This window comes from Rhodanobacter geophilus, from assembly GCF_040812275.1.
In the GTDB taxonomy this organism is placed as follows: Bacteria; Pseudomonadota; Gammaproteobacteria; order Xanthomonadales; family Rhodanobacteraceae; genus Rhodanobacter_A; species Rhodanobacter_A geophilus.
The window spans coordinates 96,824-112,717 of the sequence record NZ_JBFOHL010000008.1; the positions used below are offsets into that span (position 1 = coordinate 96,824).

The window sequence follows — 15,894 nt, forward strand, 5'->3', positions numbered from 1 at the left end:
CGGAATCCGCATGAACGCGCCACTCGCCCCGCTCTACCCCGCGCATCTCGCCACCCTGCGCACGCGCGCCGACCAGGCGCTGGCGCTGGGCGGCTTCGACCACCTGCTGGTCGCCGCGAGCATGCCGCTCGGCAAGTTCCTCGACGACCAGGACTACCCGTTCGTCGCCAACCCCCATTTCAAGCACTGGCTGCCGCTGACCGACGCGCCCGGCAGCTGGCTCGCCTATACGCCGGGCGGCAAGCCGAAGCTGGTGTTCGTGCAGCCGCACGACTACTGGCACGTGGTGCCGGGGGCGCCGCACGGCTACTGGGTGGAACACTTCGACATCGTCACCGTGCGCAGCGCGGCGGAAGCGGTGGCGCAGCTGCCGCAGGGGCGCAGCGCGGTGCTCGGGCCTGCCTGCCCCGCCATCGACGGCGTCACGGCCAACAATCCGCAGGCCGTGCTCGACTACCTGCATTGGCACCGCTCGTACAAGACGCCGTACGAACTGGCGCTGATGCGCGAGGCCAGCCGCATCGGCGCACGCGCGCACCGCGCCGCCGAAGCCTCGTTCCGTGCCGGCCGCAGCGAGTTCGGCATCCACCTGACCTACCTCGCCGCGGCGCGGCAGACCGATGCCGAGCTGCCCTACGCCAGCATCGTCGGCCTCAACGAGCATGGCGCGGTGCTGCACTACACGGCCTTCGACCGCGCGCCGCCGCGCGAAAGCCGCTCCTTCCTGATCGACGCCGGCGCCAGCTGCGCGGGTTACGCCAGCGACATCACCCGCACCTACGCGGCCGATGGCCACGGCGAATTCCAGGCGCTGATCGCCAGCATGGACGCCGCGCAACAAGGCTTCGTGTCGAAGGTGCGCGCGGGCCAGAGCTATCCCGAGCTGCACGTCCACGCCCACCACGTGGTCGCCGGCGTGCTGCGCGAGCACGGCTTCATCCGCATGAGCGCGGAAAGCGCGGTGGAATCCGGCGTCACCTCGGCGTTCTTCCCGCACGGCCTCGGCCACCCGATCGGCCTGCAGGTGCACGACGTCGCCGGCTTCCAGCAGGACGAGCACGGCGGCAGCATCCCGCGTCCCGCCGGCCATCCCTACCTGCGCATGACCCGCGTGCTGGAACCCGGCATGGTGGTGACGATCGAGCCCGGCCTGTACTTCATCGACATGCTGCTGGCCGGACTGCACGACAAGCCGGTCGCCGCCGACATCGACTGGGCCAGGGTGGACGCGTTCCGCCGCTACGGCGGCATCCGCATCGAGGACGACGTGGTGTGCACCGACGGCGCGCCGGAGAACCTCACGCGCGACGCGTTCGCGCAGCCCCATTGACTGCCCGGCCGGCGTACCGTCCGCAAGGGCGCACCCGCGCGCGGCGAGGTCTTCCGCGCAAGGCTCCGATCGCGCGCGGGGTGCGCTCCTACCGCCCGGCCAGCAGCGCCTCGATCTCTTCCGCCTCTTTCGGCACGGCGGCGCTGAGCACCTCGTGGCCGTCGCGCGTCACCGCGACGTCGTCCTCGATGCGGATGCCGATGCCGCGCCAGCGTTCGTCCACGCCGGCCTCGTCGGGCGGCACGTAGATGCCGGGCTCCACCGTCACCACCATGCCGGGCTCCAGCAGGCGCGAGACGCTGTCGATGCGGTAGTCGCCCACGTCGTGCACGTCCAGGCCCAGCCAGTGGCCGGTCTTGGCGGGGAAGTAGCGCTGGTAGCTGCCCTCGGCGATCGCCGTATCCGCGTCGCCGTGCAGCAGCCCCAGCGCGCACAGCCCCTCGGCGATCACCCGCACCGCGGCGTGGTGCGCGGCGTCGAACGGCCGGCCCGGTCGCACCTCGTCGATCGCGGCGAGCTGGGCGGCCAGCACCACCTCGTACAGCGCGCGCTGCTCGCGGCTGTAGCGGCCGTTGATCGGGATGCTGCGGCTGACGTCGGAGGCGTAGCAGTCCAGCTCGGCACCGGCGTCGATCAGCAGCAGGTCGCCGGCGTCGAGCCGGGCACGGTTGTGCTGGTAGTGCATCGTGCAGGCGTTGCTGCCGGCGGCCACGATGGGGGTGAACGCGGGCACCGCGCCACGGCTGCGCAGCGCGTGCAGCAGCTCGGCTTCCACCTCGTACTCGTGCCGGCCCGGCAGCGCGCTGCGCCACGCGGCGAGATGGGCCTCGGCGGCGATGCCGGCGGCGGCGCGCATCAGCTTCAGCTCGGCGCGCGACTTGTACAGGCGCAGGTCGTGCAGCAGGTGGCCCAGCGCCACGAACTCCTTCGGCACCACGCCACCGCCGCGCAGCTGGCGCAGGCGGCGCATCCAGCCCAGCAACTGCGCGTCGAACGCGGGCTCGCGGCCGAAGTGGCAATACACGCGCGCCCGGCCTTCGATCATGCCGGGCAGGATGTCGTCGATGTCGTCGATCGGGAACGCGTCGTCCATGCCGTAGTCGGCCACCGCGCGTTCGGTGCCGATCGAGCGGCCGTGCCAGCGCGCCTGCTCGGCGTCGTGCTCGCGGCAGAACAGCACCACCTCGCCGTGCAGGCGGCCGGGCAGCAGCGCCAGCACGGCGTCGGGCTCGGGGAAGCCGGCGAGGTAGTGGAAATCCGAGTCCTGCCGGTACGGCCAGGTGGCGTCGGCGTTGCGGGTGCGCTCGGGCGCGGCGGCGATCAGCAGCACCGCGTCCTCGCCGGCCATCTGCATCAGCTGGCGGCGGCGGCGGGCGAATTCCTCGCCCGCGATCGCCGGCGCGCCGGCACGGTCGGGCAAGAGCCTGTTCAATGCAGGCGGTCGCTGCCGGGCTGGCCGCGGCCGGCGGACTCGGTGTACAGCAGCAAGGCGCCCACGCGCAGGAATTCCTGCACCTCGACCAGCGCGTCCTCGTCCTCGGCGGCGTCGCCGAAGTCGAACGACGCGGCGGCGATGGTGCCGAAGTCGCGCAGCACTTCCTGCGCGTCGTCCGACAGCTGCGCGTGCGCATCGGTGCCGGCGAGGCCGAAACCGCCGAGGAAGCCGCGGCACCATTCCGACACCGCCCCGGCGCGTTCGTCCAGCGGGTGGTCGTCCTCCGGCAGCAGCGGCTCGAAGCCCAGCTCGGGATCGGCCAGCGCGTCGCGGCACTGTCCCAGCAACCGTTCCAGCACGGCCTGGTCGGCCGGCCCGGGCGAGACCTCCTCGCCGTCCAGCTGCAACGCGGCCAGCAGGTTGCCACCGTGCGGCGTGGCGCCACCGGCGAGGTAGCCGCACAGCGAGCCGTGCAGTTCGCTGGCATCCACCCCCAGGCGCAGGCGCACGATCAGCGCGTCCAGATCGTCGTGGCTGAGCGGTTCGGCGGGCGGCATGGGAAGCTCCTCGGGGATGGCCCGCCATTCTACGCCAGGCCTGCCGCAGCACCGTTTCCGGCCGTGGCGGGAGACGCAAAACCGCCCGCTGTTCCGGCGCATCGTACTGCTATAGTTCCGCGCATGAACCCTGCCGATGCCATCCCGCCTGATCCCGTCCAGCTGGAGCTGGAGGCGCTCGGCCGCCAGGTCGATCGCCTGCTCGATACCGTGCGCCGGCTGAGCGAGGAAAACCGCAGCCTGCGGCACAGCCAGGAGCAGCTGTCGGGTGAACGCGCCAGCCTGCTCGCGCGCAACGAGCAGGCGCGCAGCCGGGTGGAGGCGATGATCCAGCGACTGAAGTCGCTCGAAGGCAATGGCTGACTCCATGAGTGATGCAAACAGCAACAACCCGGTCGCGCTGCGGCTGATCGACCGCGAATTCCTGATCGCCTGCGCGCCGGAAGAACGCGATGGCCTGATCGAAGCCGCCAGCCTGCTCGATCGCAAGATGCGCGAACTGCGCGCGAACGCCCGCGCACCCAGCTTCGAGCGCCTCGCCGTGCTCGCCGCGGTGAGCATGACCCACGAGCTGCTGGCGCTGCGCAAGCAGCAGGGCGGCCATGACCAGCAGACCGCGCAGCGCCTCGCCGCGTTGCGGCAGCGGCTGGAGATCGCGATGGAAGGCGCCGCGGCGCGCCATGGCGAACCGGTGGCGGATTTGCTGCCGAAAGCCTAGAATCGATCCCGGCGTTTTCTGCGGTGTGCGCCGGCACACTCTTACATTTGCCTTGTTCCTAAATACGGCCCCGGGTCGGCTTTTCATCGGTCGTTGTGCATGTCCGCCGCGTGCGGAAAGCCTTGAGACCATGTCGCCCTCCCACCTGATCCATCGTGGATCAAGGTCGTTCGGTGGGCAGCGGCATCGCGGTTGACGCCACCTATTCCACGCCCCGTTCCTCGACACGATGAACGGGGCGTCTTTCAATGGAGAGGAGAGCCTGCGCATGCCTTCCAAACACCCCGCGTTGCCATCGAGTGGCCGCCAGGTGGTAGTGCGTGGCGCAGGCCTGACTGGCCGTCAGGCCAAACCGCGCGCTGCCGCATGGCGGCCACTCGATGGCAACCCGCAGGGCCGGGTCTGTTTGCCCGCATCCCGGCGTCATCACTCGGTCGTGGACGGACGTCCACTTCCTCCTTCTTCCTTGGTCTGCGCGCAAACAGATTCCGGCGCGGGGCGCTTGGAAGGCATGCGCAGGCTCTAGCCTCGTGGACGCCACCGCCCACCGTCGCAGCCTGCGAGAGCAGATGGCCGAGCGCCGCCGCGCGCTGCCGCCGCCCGCGCGCATGGCCGCCGCGCAGGGCCTGCGCCGCACGCTGGAACAGCTGCCCGAATACCTCACCGACCTGCGCGTGGCCGGCTACTGGGCCAGCGGCGGCGAGCTGCCGCTGAACCTGGTGATCCCGCCGCTGGCCGCGCGCGGCCAGCGCTTCCTGCTGCCGATCCTGGCCAAGGGCAAGGAACTGCGCTTCGCGCCCTGGCGCGACGGCGACCCGATCGCGCCGAACCGCTACGGCATCCCCGAGCCGGTGGCGCCACACGAATGGTTCGCGCCGTTCCAGCTCGACCTGGTGCTGGTGCCGCTGCTGGCCTTCGACCGCCGCGGCCACCGGCTGGGCCACGGCGGTGGCTGGTACGACCGCAGCTTCGCCTTCCTCGGGGAACAGGCCCGCCCCACCGAACCGCTGCTGGTCGGCGTGGCCTACGCGTTCCAGGAAGTCGAGCGCCTCGAAGCGGAAGCCTGGGACGTGCCGCTGGACTACGTGGCCACCGACCGCGAGCTGATCGCCTGCAGCACCACCGAACAAGACGGAGCCGCCCACGCATGAGCCCCCGCGAACGCCACTACTGGCTGATGAAGTCCGAACCCGACGCGTTCTCCATCGACGACCTCAAGCGCAAGAAGCAGGAAGCCTGGGACGGCGTGCGCAACTACCAGGCGCGCAACTACATGCGCGACGGCATGCGCGTGGGCGACAAGGTGTTCTTCTACCACTCCAACTGCGCCGAGCCCGGCATTGTCGGCATCGCCACCGTGGCCACCGACGCCTACCCCGACCCCAGCCAGTTCGACCCCAGGAGCAAGTACTTCGACCCCGGCAGCTCGCGCGACAACCCGCGCTGGCTGCTGGTGGACGTGAAGTTCGCGAAGAGGCTCAAGCGCACCATCACGCTGAAGGAACTGCAGGCCGACGCCGCGCTGGACGGCATGGTGCTGCTGCGCAAGGGCAGCCGGCTGTCGGTGCAGCCGGTGGAGGCCGCGCATTGGGAGCATATCCTCGCGCTGGAGTGAGGGTGGTGCGCGCCAGGCGCGCGGTGCATTGCTCCCTTCCCTAGCCCTGCTTCCGGCGTACCGGATCGTGCCCGGGACAGGCGATCGCCGCGGCGACGGCGGTGGTTGCCAACAACCCCGTGCGATGCGCGGGCAAATCGACGATCATGGCGCCCTTTCCAGCCTGCGGTGCCAGCATGAACCAGCCCAACGAAAAGAAACTCGCCGGCGAGACCGCGCTGCGCTACGTCGAGGACGGTGCCGTCGTGGGCGTGGGCACCGGCAGCACGGTGGCGTATTTCATCGACGCGCTGGCCGGCATGAAGGACCGCATCAGGGGCGCGGTGTCCAGCTCCGAGCAGTCCACCGCGCAGCTGAAGAAGCACGGCATCGAGGTGCTCGACCTCAACGCCGCCGGGCCGCTGGCGATCTACATCGACGGCGCCGACGAGTGCGATCCGTTCAAGCGCCTGATCAAGGGCGGCGGCGCGGCGCTCACCCGCGAGAAGATCGTGGCGGCGGCGGCAGCGAAGTTCGTCTGCATCATCGACTCCAGCAAGCGGGTGGACGTGCTGGGCAGGTTCCCGCTGCCGATCGAGGTGATCCCGATGGCGCGCAGCCTGGTGAGCCGCGAGATCATGAAGCTGGGCGGCCAGCCGGTGTGGCGCGACGGCGTGACCACCGACAACGGCAACTGGATCATCGACGTGCACGGCTGGCGCATCGCCGACCCGGTGGCGCTGGAGCAGCAGCTGAACCAGCTCGCCGGCGTGGTCACCGTGGGCCTGTTCGCGCAGCGCCCGGCCGACGTGGTGCTGGTGGGCGACAAGGAGATCTGAGCGGCCCGCCGGGGCGCCGCGCCCGGCCGCGCCTCCAGCGGCGAGGCGCGGCGGCGGTGCTCAATCGCCCGGTTCAAGGATGCCCGTCAGCGGCTTGCCCTGCACGCCGTCGAGGCGCACGTGCAGGAGATGCGCCAGCGTCGGCGCGACGTCGATGTCGGGAAACGCGGGGATTTCCCCCGCGGGCCGGATGCCATGGCCGGCGGCGATGAAGATCGCCTGCATCAGCGGATCCGAGTTGGGATAGCCGTGCGCGCCGATCTGCAGCGTCGGCGCGTCGTAGCGGCGGGTGTCCTTGTCGCTGAACTCGTAGTCGTCGGCCGCATAGAGCAGCAGGTCGGGCGCCTGGTTGCTCGCGGCCGGCGTGGGCCAGCCTTGCTGCGCGGCCTCGTCCGGCGTCAGCGCGGCGCGGATGCCGGGCTTGCCGGCGAACAGCGCCTTCAGCGCCTGCCGCGACGCCTGGGTGGCATGCTGCTGGAATACCAGGGCGAAGCCGCCCTCGGGGATGCAGAACGCCGGCTGGCCGGCGCTGCCGCCCTGCAGCCCGGCCTGCCGCAGCAGCACGTCGGGATTCAGCCGGTGATGGACGCTCTGCTGGCCGTGGTCGGAGACGATGATGAAGGTGGTACGGTCCAGTTCGCCGGCGGCGCGCACCGCGTCGACGACGTCCTTCACCCGGTCGTCGAGGAAGGCGATGGTGTTGCGCCCGGCATCGTTGCCGTAGCCGGTCTCGTGCTCGATGCTGTCCAGCGCGAGCAGGTGCAGCAGCAGCAGGTCGGGATGGTGCCGGCGGATGATGTCGACGGCCGCGCGCGTGTAGACCAGGTCGCGCCATGCCTGCGAGGGCGCGCCGAAATGCACGAGTTCGTCGCGCGTGACCACGCCCGCGCGCACCAGCTCCTGCTCGATCGCGCCGTCGGGGTCGGGGTTCTCGGGAAAGCGCCAGGTTATGGTCGGCGCGTCCATGATGGCGACCCAGTCCACCTCGGCCGTGACGAGTCCCGCCGCGTGCGCGGCATCGTAGACGGTGGGCACGGCGACCAGCGCGGATTTCGGCGCCTTCATGTCGATGCGCGGCGGCGTGGCCTGGCGCTGGTTCACGATCAGCCCGTTGACCAGCACGTGGTGCCGGCTGGCGTCGACGCCGGTCACCATGCTGGTGTGGTTGGGCCAGGTGATGGTGGGGTTGACCGGCTGCATGGAAACCGCATGCACGCCCTGGCGCATCAGCGCATGCAGGGTGGGCGCGGGCAGCTCGGGATCCTTGAGGCTGCCGGCGGCGAAGGCGTCCAGGCTGATGACGATCACCCGCGGCCGTGGCGCGGCCGCGGCCGCCTGCGCAGCAGGTGCCAGCACGGCGATGCCCGCGAGGAAGATGGCCGCGGCCGACAGCCGCCGCCAGAGGCTGCATGGATTCATCGCGCGATTCTCCGTCATGGAAAGACTTCGCCGGCGGGCGGCATGGACCGGCATCGCCGGATACCGGCCGCGGGCGCGACCCGTGCGCGCCGCCTCACTGCGGGCCACCCTGCGCCGCGCCCGGGGCGACCACGCGCAGCGCCTTCTCCAGGAAGCGGCGCGTGCGCTGTTCCCACGAGTCCGCGGCGAGATCCGGATTCCACGTGAGCGTCGCCACGCTCTCGGGCGGCATCGTGTACCGGAAGTACACCTTGTCCTGCGCGACACTGACGCGACGCGCCTGCGGCTTGCTGTTGACCACCACCAGCACGACCGAGCCGTCGTCGGCATTGCGGAAGGCCACGTTGTTGAAATCCGGGCCGGTGGCGGTGGACCACACCCGCACGGCATCCGGCCGCACGAAGCGGCTGTAGTGGGCGAACGCGTAGTACTCGTCGTTGCGGCTCACCGCGCCGGTGTGCGAGTCGATCACGACCATGCCCTTGCAGTTGTCGCAGCCGCCGTAGTGCGGCCCATGCTGCTCGTCGAGCGCCAGGTTCCAGTAGACCACGCCGCGTGCCCAGTTGCGCAGGCTGCCCAGCAGCAGGTCGCGCGCGAACCACAGCAGTTCGCCGTTCTTCGCGGACGCCCAGTCGCCGCCCGAGCACTCGGTCACATAGGCGTCCCTGCGCGGAAAGGCGCGATGCACGCGGCTCTGCGCCGCGGGGTCGCCCACGTAGCAGTGCCAGGCGACGGCATCGACGTAGCGCGCGGCGGCGGGATCGGCGAGCACGCCCAGCGGCTGCTCCGGCGCGTCCCAGTTGTGGTCCCAGTCGAAGATGCGGGTCTGCGGATCGCGGTCGGCCAGGGCCGGGCCGAGGTACTGGCCGATGATCCGCGCGCGCGCCGCCGCGGGCAGCAGCATGCCGGGATAGGTCAGCGGCTCGAAGGCGGGCTCGTTCTGCACCGTCAGCGCCCAGATCGGGATGCCCTGGCCGCGGAACGCGTCCACGTACTTGACCAGGTACTGCGCGTAGGCGGCTTCGTACTGCTCCAGCAGCGTGCCGCCGATCAGGCTGTCGCCGCTCTTCATCCACGCCGGCGCGCTCCACGGCGTGGCGATGACGCGCAGCTGCGGACGGATCGCCAGCACCTCGCGCATGACCGGTATCACGTCCTGCTGGTCGGCGGCGATGTTGAAATGCGCCAGCCCGGGGTCGAGCTGGCCGGCGGGAAGATCGTCCAGCGTGTAGGGCTTCAGCGAAAAATCCGAGGCGCCGATGGTCAGCCGCAGCAGGTCCAGGTTGAGTCCCGGCGGCGGGCCGAACATCTCCCGCAGCAGCGCGAAGCGCTGCAGCGCATTCATGCGGTTGCGCAGCAGCCATGCCGACGAGTCCGTCAGTGCCGCGCCGAAGCCGACGATGCTCTGGTAGGTCCGGCCGGTGTCGATGACGATGTCGGCCGCGGCGACGGCCGAGGTCGATGACGACGCCGGCGCGGCGATCGGGACATCCGGCTGCCGGGCCAGGCGCAGCCGGCGATCCTGCGTGCTCAGCCACAGCTCGACCGCCGGCCCCGCCGGCAGCGCCGCGGGCAGCAGCAGTGTCGGCGCAGGCGGCAGGCGCAGCGGCAGGCGCAACGCGGCGAGTGCGCATACGGTGAGCACCGCGATCGACGCGGTTGCGGCCCAGCCGGAAGTGCCCCTGCCTTCATTCATGCGCAGCGCTCGTGCTGCGGAAACCCGTCGACTGTATCGCGATCACCATGCACACCGGATTCGAACCATGGCCAACCTCATCGGAACGTCTGGAACACCTGCCTGCCGAGGCGCTGCGCCGGGCGGGCGGGGCACCGCCCGGCAGGCAGGGGCCGGGAACCCGGGCGACAGGGACCGGGTTCCACGAGGCTACAGCTTGTAGTTGAAACCGAGCAGCACGGTGCGCCCCCAGGTGTCGTATTCCAGCGGCCGGGTGATCGGCACGTTGTTGGCCAGGGTGGCGTACTGCACCGTCGCATCCGGCGAGTTGGACAGGTTGTTGACCTGCAGCAGGATCGACAACCCCTTCCAGCGGCCGCTGGAGAACTCGTAGCCCAGCTGCAGGTCGGTCTGCCGGTTCGCCAGGATCTTGGTGTAACCGAGCTGGTCGAACAGCGCCACCGCCTCGCCGGTGTACGAGGAGCGATAGCGCTCGGCCACGCGTATCGAGAAACCGCGGCGCTCGTAGTACAGCGTCAGGTTGCCCACCTTGTGCGACAGGCCGGGCAGCGTCTTGGGACCGCCCGGAATCGCCGAGACGGAACTGGTGGGTATGTTGCTGTTGGTCAGCGAATAATTGACCACCGCGCCGAAGCCTTCCAGCGCGGGCGCCAGCAGGCCGCCTTCCAGCGAGCCGGACAGTTCCAGTCCGTCCATCGAACCGCCGGTGCCGTTCTCGGGGGTGGTGAACGCGCCGTAGTTGCTGGTCGGCACCAGGGTCGGCGTGTTGTTGGTGTAACCGGAGAAGTCGTAGTCGAGGACGGTCTTGTTGTAGATGTAGTTCAGCAGGTTCTTGTGGAACACCGCCACGGCCACGTAGCTGGCCTTGCCGAAATACTTCTCCCACGACAGGTCGGTGCCGACCGCGACGTAGGGCTTCAGCTTCGGGTTGCCGCCGCTGCCCGACCATACCACCTGCCCCGCCTGCGGACCGCTGGTGAGCTGCGACACGCCGACGGAGCTGGCCACCTTCTCGTCGTCGATGCGGCCGCGGGCATGGTCTTGGCCAGGCCGAAGCGCAGGTACTGGCGGTCGCCCAGCGTGGCGACCAGGTTGAGGCTCGGCAGCACGTTGTTGTACGAGGTGCCGCCGTGGAGCGTGCCGACCAGGGTGTTGCCGTTGGTCTGCAGCGCGTCGGACGACTGCTGCGTGTGCACGAACTGCACGCCGACATTGCCGCGCAGGGGAATGCCCGCCAGCTCGGTCTCGATGTTGAACTTGGCGTAGGCGAGCGGCACCTTTTCCTCGACCGTGTAGTTGCGGCTCCAGTCGCCCTGGCCGTTTTCCGGCGTCAGGTAGAACTGGCTGTACATGGCGCCGAGCACGTCGTAGTTGAGGATGCCCGGGATCCCGCCGTAGCCGAGCGAGGTCGGGTGGTAGAGGAAGGCCGGGTCGACCGGCGTGCTGAAGTGGTTCTGGTAGGTATCCAGCGTATTGCCGTTGCCGTTCAGCCATGCGAAATCGACGTCGGCATGCTTGGTCTTGGTGCGGTCCGAATAATCCAGGCCCAGGTCCATGCTGCTGAAGATCCAGCCCAGCGGGTGGCTCGCCTGCAGGCGCAGGGCGTGGATCGTGTCGTCCTGGCGGTCGAACTCCTCGCGGCCGTCGTAGCCGTAGTTGTCCGGGTCGGTGAAGACCATGTTCGCCGGGCTGGCCAGGTCGACGCCCGGCGTGAAGTCCGGGTAACCCTCGCCGCCCGGCGTGTTGAAGCCCGCGCTGGTGAACGCGCCGTTGGCGAGGCCGCTGAACAGGTAGGCATCGTGCAGCTTCACCCGGGCGGAGGAGGTGGACAGGTCGAGCGAGGTGGTCCAGTCGCCGAGGTAGAGCTTGTTGTTCCAGCCGATCGAATACAGCTTGTCGTGCTCCTTGGTGTATTCGTTCTGCAGGATCGGCGCGATGCCGAAGACCGTGCCCGAGGTCACGACAGGCAGCGGCGTACCGGGCGAGGTGCCCACGCCGCTGTAGGAAACGTTGTCGTAGGGGCTGCTGGACCACTGCGCGCCGTTGGTGAACTTGCGCTTGCTGAACGTGGAGTAGTACATGTCCAGCTTGGAGTAGTAGACGTCGTTCGGCGCCCACTCCAGCACGGCCATCAGGCCGTTGCGCTTCTCGTCCTGCGATTGCGCGCGCAGTTGCATGCCTTCCTGCGAAATCACGTTGTCGGGCATGCCCGGCGTGTGCGGGCCGCCCCAGTTCTGGTCGATGCCCGCCGAGCCGTTGTCGGCGCCCCACCACCAGGCCTGGTACTGCTTTTCCTGGATCGGCTGGGCGAGTTGCGCGAAGCCGATGGCGACGCCCAGCGTGTGGTCGAGGAACTGGTCGATGTAGGAAAAACTGGCGCGGTGGCCGTTGGTTCCCGTGCCGGTGCCGGGGTTGAGGTTGCCGTCGGTGTCGTGCTCGCCGCGCAGGTTGAACACCATCGTGCGCCTGGGCAGGTCCAGCGGGTTGATGGTCTGCAGATCCACCGTGCCGGCCAGGCCCTGGCCGATCACGCTGGCGTCCGGCGTCTTGTACACCGTCGCGCCGTTGATCAGCTCGGCCGGGTACTGGTCGTATTCGACGCCGCAGTTCTCGCCTATCGTCGCCTGCTCGCGCCCGTTCAGCGTGGTGCCGACGAAATCCGGGGACAGGCCGCGGATCGAGATGGCGCTGGCCTGGCCATCGACGCGCTGCGTGGCCAGGCCCGGCAGGCGCGCCAGGCTGTCGGCGATGCTGACGTCCGGCAGCTTGCCGATGTCCTCGGCGGAAATCGCCTCGACGATGTCGTCGGAGCTTTCCTTCACCTTCAGCGCGCTCTGGATGCTGTTGCTGATGCCGTTCACCACGACGGCACTGAGCTGGCTGGCCGTCACCTTGGTCTTCCTGCCGGTGGCCGCTGCCGGCTTCGCCTTCTGCCCCGGCGGCGCCTGCTCTCCCGGGGCCGGCTTCGCCGCGGTCTGGCCCGTGGACTCCTGCGCCAGGACCGCGCCGGCCGGTGCGGCGCAAAGCCATGCGGTGGCACACGCCATGGCCAGCATCCGTCGGCTCCCGGGAACGGCACCACCCTCCGACATCCACATCTGACGATTGCTCATCAGCTTGCCTCCCTTGTCGCTTCTGCGGGGATCCCCCCTGGTTCCATCGGGTCATCGTGCCCGGCGCCATGTGAAGCCTCATGTGAAGATGAAGCCGCCCAATCCGTTTCGCAGCCGTCCTTTCCGCCGGTGCGGGCGGCGCGGATCGCGGCAGGGGGGCGCCCGCGCAGGCGTGCGCGCAGGCGTGAACGAACTATTAATGCCTCGCGATTTGCATCGCGGCTTCGCGCCGTCGTGCTTCCCGTTTCATGAAACCCACCGTTCGCCGTGCCGCGATGCGGGTGCTCGACCTCGCCCGCCGCAAGCTGCTGTTCCACGAGTCGGTGGCGCGTGGCGCGATTCCGCCGGTGGCGCGCGCTGATCGATGCGCTCAGGGCGGCCCGTACGTGTTCTCGCACTACCCGAACCCGCAGTGGCTGGCTGCCTCGCGCAACCTGCGGTGCAGCCCTGCGCAGACCGCCACGGCCAGCCTGGCGCATTGACCGCGGGCGCATCGCACGGCCCATGAAAAACGGCCCCGCGGGGCCGTTTTTCGTCATGTCGCGCGGCTCACTCCGCGACGTGGCCGGTGCCCTTGCGGGCGCCGGCCGGCGCATCTTCCGGGCGCGGCTTGAGGCCGTCGCGGAAACGCAGATAGCGCGAGGAATGCCGCGCCTCGCGCAGGCGCCGTCCGTGCGCGGCGAGGATGTCGCCGCGGGTGAGGATGCCGACCAGCTTGTGCGGGTCGTCCTTGCTCACCACGACCAGCCGGCCCACGCTCTCGGCCACCATGTGGTCGGCCGCCTCGCGCAGCGAGTGGGACTCGTTCACCGCGATCGGCGGCCGCGTCACCAGCTCGCCCAGGGTCAGCGTGTAGTGCCATTGCGGATCGAGCAGGCTGCGGCGGGTCAGCACGCCCTGCACGTGGCCGCCCTCGTCCACCACCGGGAAGCCCTGGTGCAATGACTCCGGCGTGCTCTCGTTGAGCCAGCGGCGCACCTCGGCCAGGGTCTGCGTGGTCTTCAGCGTCACCACCTCGCGCGCGCAGGCGTCGCCCACGATCACCTGGTCGAGGTAGTCGGCCGCGTACTCGGCGGGCACGCGCACGCCGCGGCGGGCGATCTTCTCGGTCATGATGGTGTTGCGCATCATCAGTGCGGAGATCAGGTAGGCAGCGGTGCAGCCGCCCAGCAGCGGCAGCAGGCCGGCGGGCTGCGCGGTGGTCTCGAACGCGAACACCACCGCGGTGAGCAGCGCGCGCGAGGCACCGGCGAAGATCGCCGCCATGCCCACCAGCGCGGCGATGCGCGGATCCACGCCGAAGTGCGGCGCGATCGCGGCGATGCCGATGCCGGCCACCGCGCCCAGCGCGCCGCCGATGGTGAACAGCGGCGCCAGCGTGCCGCCGGAGGTGCCGCTGCCCAGCGAGATCGACCAGGACAGGAACTTCATCACGCACAGGAAGGCCAGCGCCGACAGCGTCAGCCGGCCGTTGAGGATGTCCTCGATGTTGCTGTAGCCCACGCCCAGGGTCAGCGGCGCGAAGTAGCCAACCACGCCCACCACCACGCCACCGATCGCCGGCCACCACATCCAGTGGATCGGCAGTTCCTCGAACCAGTCCTCGATGCCGTAGACGATGCGCGTGGTCCACACGCTGAGCAGCCCGACCACCGCACCGATCAGCACGTAGATGGCCAGCGCCCAGCCGCCGGGCGAGGCCAGCACCGGCATCTGGAACACCGGCGCGGTGCCCATCAGCACGTAGCGCATGCCGGTGGCGGCCACGCAGGCCAGCGCCACCGGGATCAGCGAGCGCGGGCGCAGCTCGAACAGCAGCAGTTCCACCGCCAGCACCACCGAGGCGATCGGCGCGGAGAAGATCGCCGACATGCCCGCCGCCGCGCCGGCCGCCAGCAGCACCTTGCGCTCGCTGCCGGTGACCTTGAGGATCTGGCCGATGAGGGAACCCAGCGCGCCGCCGGTGGCGATGATCGGGCCCTCCGCGCCGAACGGGCCGCCGGTGCCGATCGCGATCGCCGAGGAGATCGGCTTCAGGAAGGTGATGCGCGGCGGGATCTTCGACTCGTTGAGCAGAACCTGCTCCATCGCCTCGGGGATGCCGTGGCCGCGGATCGCGCGCGAACCCCAGCGCGCCATGAAGCCCACGATCACGCCGCCCAGCGCGGGAATCAGCACCACCCACCAGCCCAGGTGCGGCACCGCGTCGGCGGGCGAGGAGAACGCGGTGGAGACGCGGCCGTAGAACACCAGGTTGGTGATCAGGCCGATCAACATCGTGAGGATCTTCGCGATCAGCGCCGCGCCGATGCCCAGCACCACCGACACCGCGGTGATGCGCAGCACGCGGCGATCGACCAGGGTGGAGCGGCGCGGCATCTTCGCCGCATCCAGCGTCGCACCCAGCGCGGGCGACAGCGGCAGCGCGTCGGTGCTGCCCTCGGTGCGCACGTCGGCGTGGCCGGGGAGATTGTCAGCCGGGGAGGTCATGCAAGGATCCGTCGCAACTCAAAGGCGGAAATTCTACGCTGCCGCCCGCGCGAACCGAAGCAGCAGGATCTTGCGGCAACGGCCCGCCGCGCCACCGGCGACGGACATCCAGACGGCCAGACGCGCCGCGCCGCACGCCGACCGGAAAGAAGGAGGGCCGTTGCCTGCCCTCCCGCCTTCCGCAACACCGCCGGCTCAGTGATGCAGCATCCCCAGCATCATGCCGCCGAACACCAGCACCAGCACGAACGCCAGCACGAAGAAGATCACCATGTAGACCAGCTACACCAGGCAGGACTTGCCGTAGCCGACCTGGCTGCCGTCCCGCCCCGGCAACAGCAGGTTGATGACCAGCGCACCCACCAGGAACTGCGCCACGAACGACAGCAGGTGGCCCGCGCCGCCATGCATGACCAGCGACACGACCAGCGAGGCCAGCCACGACGCCAGCACCGTGCCCAGGGCACGGGCGAAGGAGGGCATGTGCCCGACCACCAGCCGGTACGCAAGGCTCAGCAGCAGCGCCGAAACCACCACGCCGACCACGATCAGCAACAGACCCATCACCAGCCCCGCACCCGCCAGCGCGCCGAATACCGACATCCCCACCATGGCCATCTCCCCGTTTGTCCGATGAACCGCCGCGGCCCCTCTGCCGCGGCGCCAGCACAAGCCTAGCCGATGCCTCGCCCGGTGTCGCAAG

The 15,894-nt window shown here is 69.9% G+C and carries 13 protein-coding genes, 1 other RNA gene and 1 pseudogene; 8 read left to right on the forward strand and 7 right to left on the reverse strand.

Features of this window, described 5'->3' with window-relative positions:
* The first annotated feature begins 10 nt into the window (after positions 1-10).
* Positions 11-1,330, forward strand: a complete 1,320-nt coding sequence (pepQ, locus tag ABQJ56_RS10155; protein ID WP_367844904.1) for a Xaa-Pro dipeptidase — start codon at positions 11-13, stop codon at positions 1,328-1,330.
* Positions 1,331-1,418: 88 nt separating this feature from the next.
* Here the strand turns inward: pepQ and ABQJ56_RS10160 are convergent, their stop codons facing one another.
* Positions 1,419-2,750, reverse strand: coding sequence for an aminopeptidase P N-terminal domain-containing protein (locus ABQJ56_RS10160; protein ID WP_367844905.1), 1,332 nt, complete (start codon positions 2,748-2,750; stop codon positions 1,419-1,421).
* Between the two features lie 8 nt (positions 2,751-2,758).
* Positions 2,759-3,322, reverse strand: coding sequence for a UPF0149 family protein (locus tag ABQJ56_RS10165; protein WP_367844906.1), 564 nt, complete (start codon positions 3,320-3,322; stop codon positions 2,759-2,761).
* A 123-nt stretch (positions 3,323-3,445) separates the two neighbouring features.
* Here ABQJ56_RS10165 and ABQJ56_RS10170 point away from each other — a divergent pair, with 123 nt between their 5' ends.
* The 6 genes from ABQJ56_RS10170 to rpiA all read left to right on the forward strand — a co-directional run bounded on the left by ABQJ56_RS10170 (position 3,446) and on the right by rpiA (position 6,473).
* The gene (locus ABQJ56_RS10170) at positions 3,446-3,685 is read left to right on the forward strand and encodes a TIGR02449 family protein (protein ID WP_367844907.1); all 240 of its coding nucleotides are present in this window, start codon (positions 3,446-3,448) and stop codon (positions 3,683-3,685) included.
* 4 nt (positions 3,686-3,689) lie between these two features.
* The gene (locus tag ABQJ56_RS10175; RefSeq protein WP_367844908.1) at positions 3,690-4,040 is read left to right on the forward strand and encodes a cell division protein ZapA; all 351 of its coding nucleotides are present in this window, start codon (positions 3,690-3,692) and stop codon (positions 4,038-4,040) included.
* Between the two features lie 12 nt (positions 4,041-4,052).
* A non-coding RNA gene (ssrS, locus tag ABQJ56_RS10180) (6S RNA) lies at positions 4,053-4,239 on the forward strand.
* A gap of 331 nt (positions 4,240-4,570) precedes the next feature.
* Entirely contained in the window at positions 4,571-5,191 is a 621-nt protein-coding gene (locus tag ABQJ56_RS10185) for a 5-formyltetrahydrofolate cyclo-ligase (protein ID WP_367844909.1), read from the forward strand.
* Positions 5,188-5,655 (forward strand): EVE domain-containing protein, encoded by a 468-nt coding sequence (locus tag ABQJ56_RS10190; protein WP_367844910.1) that lies wholly within the window; start codon positions 5,188-5,190, stop codon positions 5,653-5,655. The genes ABQJ56_RS10185 and ABQJ56_RS10190 overlap by 4 nt, the downstream gene beginning before the upstream one ends.
* A 176-nt stretch (positions 5,656-5,831) precedes the next feature.
* A complete protein-coding gene (gene rpiA, locus ABQJ56_RS10195) occupies positions 5,832-6,473 on the forward strand; it encodes a ribose-5-phosphate isomerase RpiA (RefSeq protein ID WP_367844911.1) in 642 nt (213 codons plus the stop codon).
* A 60-nt stretch (positions 6,474-6,533) separates the two neighbouring features.
* Here rpiA and ABQJ56_RS10200 read toward each other — a convergent pair whose 3' ends face one another.
* The 3 genes and pseudogenes from ABQJ56_RS10200 to ABQJ56_RS10210 all read right to left on the reverse strand — a co-directional run bounded on the left by ABQJ56_RS10200 (position 6,534) and on the right by ABQJ56_RS10210 (position 12,701).
* Positions 6,534-7,892: an alkaline phosphatase family protein gene (locus ABQJ56_RS10200; RefSeq protein WP_367844912.1), complete on the reverse strand. Its 1,359-nt coding sequence runs from the start codon at positions 7,890-7,892 to the stop codon at positions 6,534-6,536.
* Positions 7,893-7,986: 94 nt separating this feature from the next.
* Positions 7,987-9,588, reverse strand: coding sequence for a glycoside hydrolase family 30 protein (locus ABQJ56_RS10205; RefSeq protein ID WP_367844913.1), 1,602 nt, complete (start codon positions 9,586-9,588; stop codon positions 7,987-7,989).
* Between the two features lie 189 nt (positions 9,589-9,777).
* Positions 9,778-12,701: pseudogene (locus ABQJ56_RS10210) on the reverse strand (TonB-dependent receptor).
* A gap of 248 nt (positions 12,702-12,949) precedes the next feature.
* On the opposite strand from ABQJ56_RS10210, the gene ABQJ56_RS10215 reads away from it, so the two are divergent.
* The gene (locus ABQJ56_RS10215) at positions 12,950-13,183 is read left to right on the forward strand and encodes a hypothetical protein (protein WP_367844914.1); all 234 of its coding nucleotides are present in this window, start codon (positions 12,950-12,952) and stop codon (positions 13,181-13,183) included.
* 67 nt (positions 13,184-13,250) lie between these two features.
* Here ABQJ56_RS10215 and ABQJ56_RS10220 read toward each other — a convergent pair whose 3' ends face one another.
* Both ABQJ56_RS10220 and ABQJ56_RS10225 read right to left on the reverse strand, forming a co-directional pair.
* Positions 13,251-15,191 (reverse strand): chloride channel protein, encoded by a 1,941-nt coding sequence (locus ABQJ56_RS10220; RefSeq protein WP_367844915.1) that lies wholly within the window; start codon positions 15,189-15,191, stop codon positions 13,251-13,253.
* Between the two features lie 282 nt (positions 15,192-15,473).
* Positions 15,474-15,803 carry a hypothetical protein gene (locus ABQJ56_RS10225; RefSeq protein WP_367844916.1) on the reverse strand — a complete coding sequence of 110 codons (330 nt, stop codon included), beginning with the start codon at positions 15,801-15,803 and terminating at the stop codon, positions 15,474-15,476.
* Between the last annotated feature and the right edge of the window lie 91 nt (positions 15,804-15,894).

What these genes read in the sequence shown, in the direction of transcription:
- rpiA (WP_367844911.1), top strand. Translation starts at nt 5,832, where the DNA reads ATGAACCAGCCCAACGAAAAGAAACTCGCCGGCGAGACCGCGCTGCGC.
- pepQ (WP_367844904.1), top strand. Translation starts at nt 11, where the DNA reads ATGAACGCGCCACTCGCCCCGCTCTACCCCGCGCATCTCGCCACCCTG.
- ABQJ56_RS10165 (WP_367844906.1), bottom strand. Translation starts at nt 3,322, where the DNA reads ATGCCGCCCGCCGAACCGCTCAGCCACGACGATCTGGACGCGCTGATC.
- ABQJ56_RS10170 (WP_367844907.1), top strand. Translation starts at nt 3,446, where the DNA reads ATGAACCCTGCCGATGCCATCCCGCCTGATCCCGTCCAGCTGGAGCTG.
- ABQJ56_RS10215 (WP_367844914.1), top strand. Translation starts at nt 12,950, where the DNA reads ATGAAACCCACCGTTCGCCGTGCCGCGATGCGGGTGCTCGACCTCGCC.
- ABQJ56_RS10190 (WP_367844910.1), top strand. Translation starts at nt 5,188, where the DNA reads ATGAGCCCCCGCGAACGCCACTACTGGCTGATGAAGTCCGAACCCGAC.
- ABQJ56_RS10220 (WP_367844915.1), bottom strand. Translation starts at nt 15,191, where the DNA reads ATGACCTCCCCGGCTGACAATCTCCCCGGCCACGCCGACGTGCGCACC.
- ABQJ56_RS10225 (WP_367844916.1), bottom strand. Translation starts at nt 15,803, where the DNA reads ATGGTGGGGATGTCGGTATTCGGCGCGCTGGCGGGTGCGGGGCTGGTG.
- ABQJ56_RS10200 (WP_367844912.1), bottom strand. Translation starts at nt 7,892, where the DNA reads ATGAATCCATGCAGCCTCTGGCGGCGGCTGTCGGCCGCGGCCATCTTC.
- ABQJ56_RS10175 (WP_367844908.1), top strand. Translation starts at nt 3,690, where the DNA reads ATGAGTGATGCAAACAGCAACAACCCGGTCGCGCTGCGGCTGATCGAC.
- ABQJ56_RS10205 (WP_367844913.1), bottom strand. Translation starts at nt 9,588, where the DNA reads ATGAATGAAGGCAGGGGCACTTCCGGCTGGGCCGCAACCGCGTCGATC.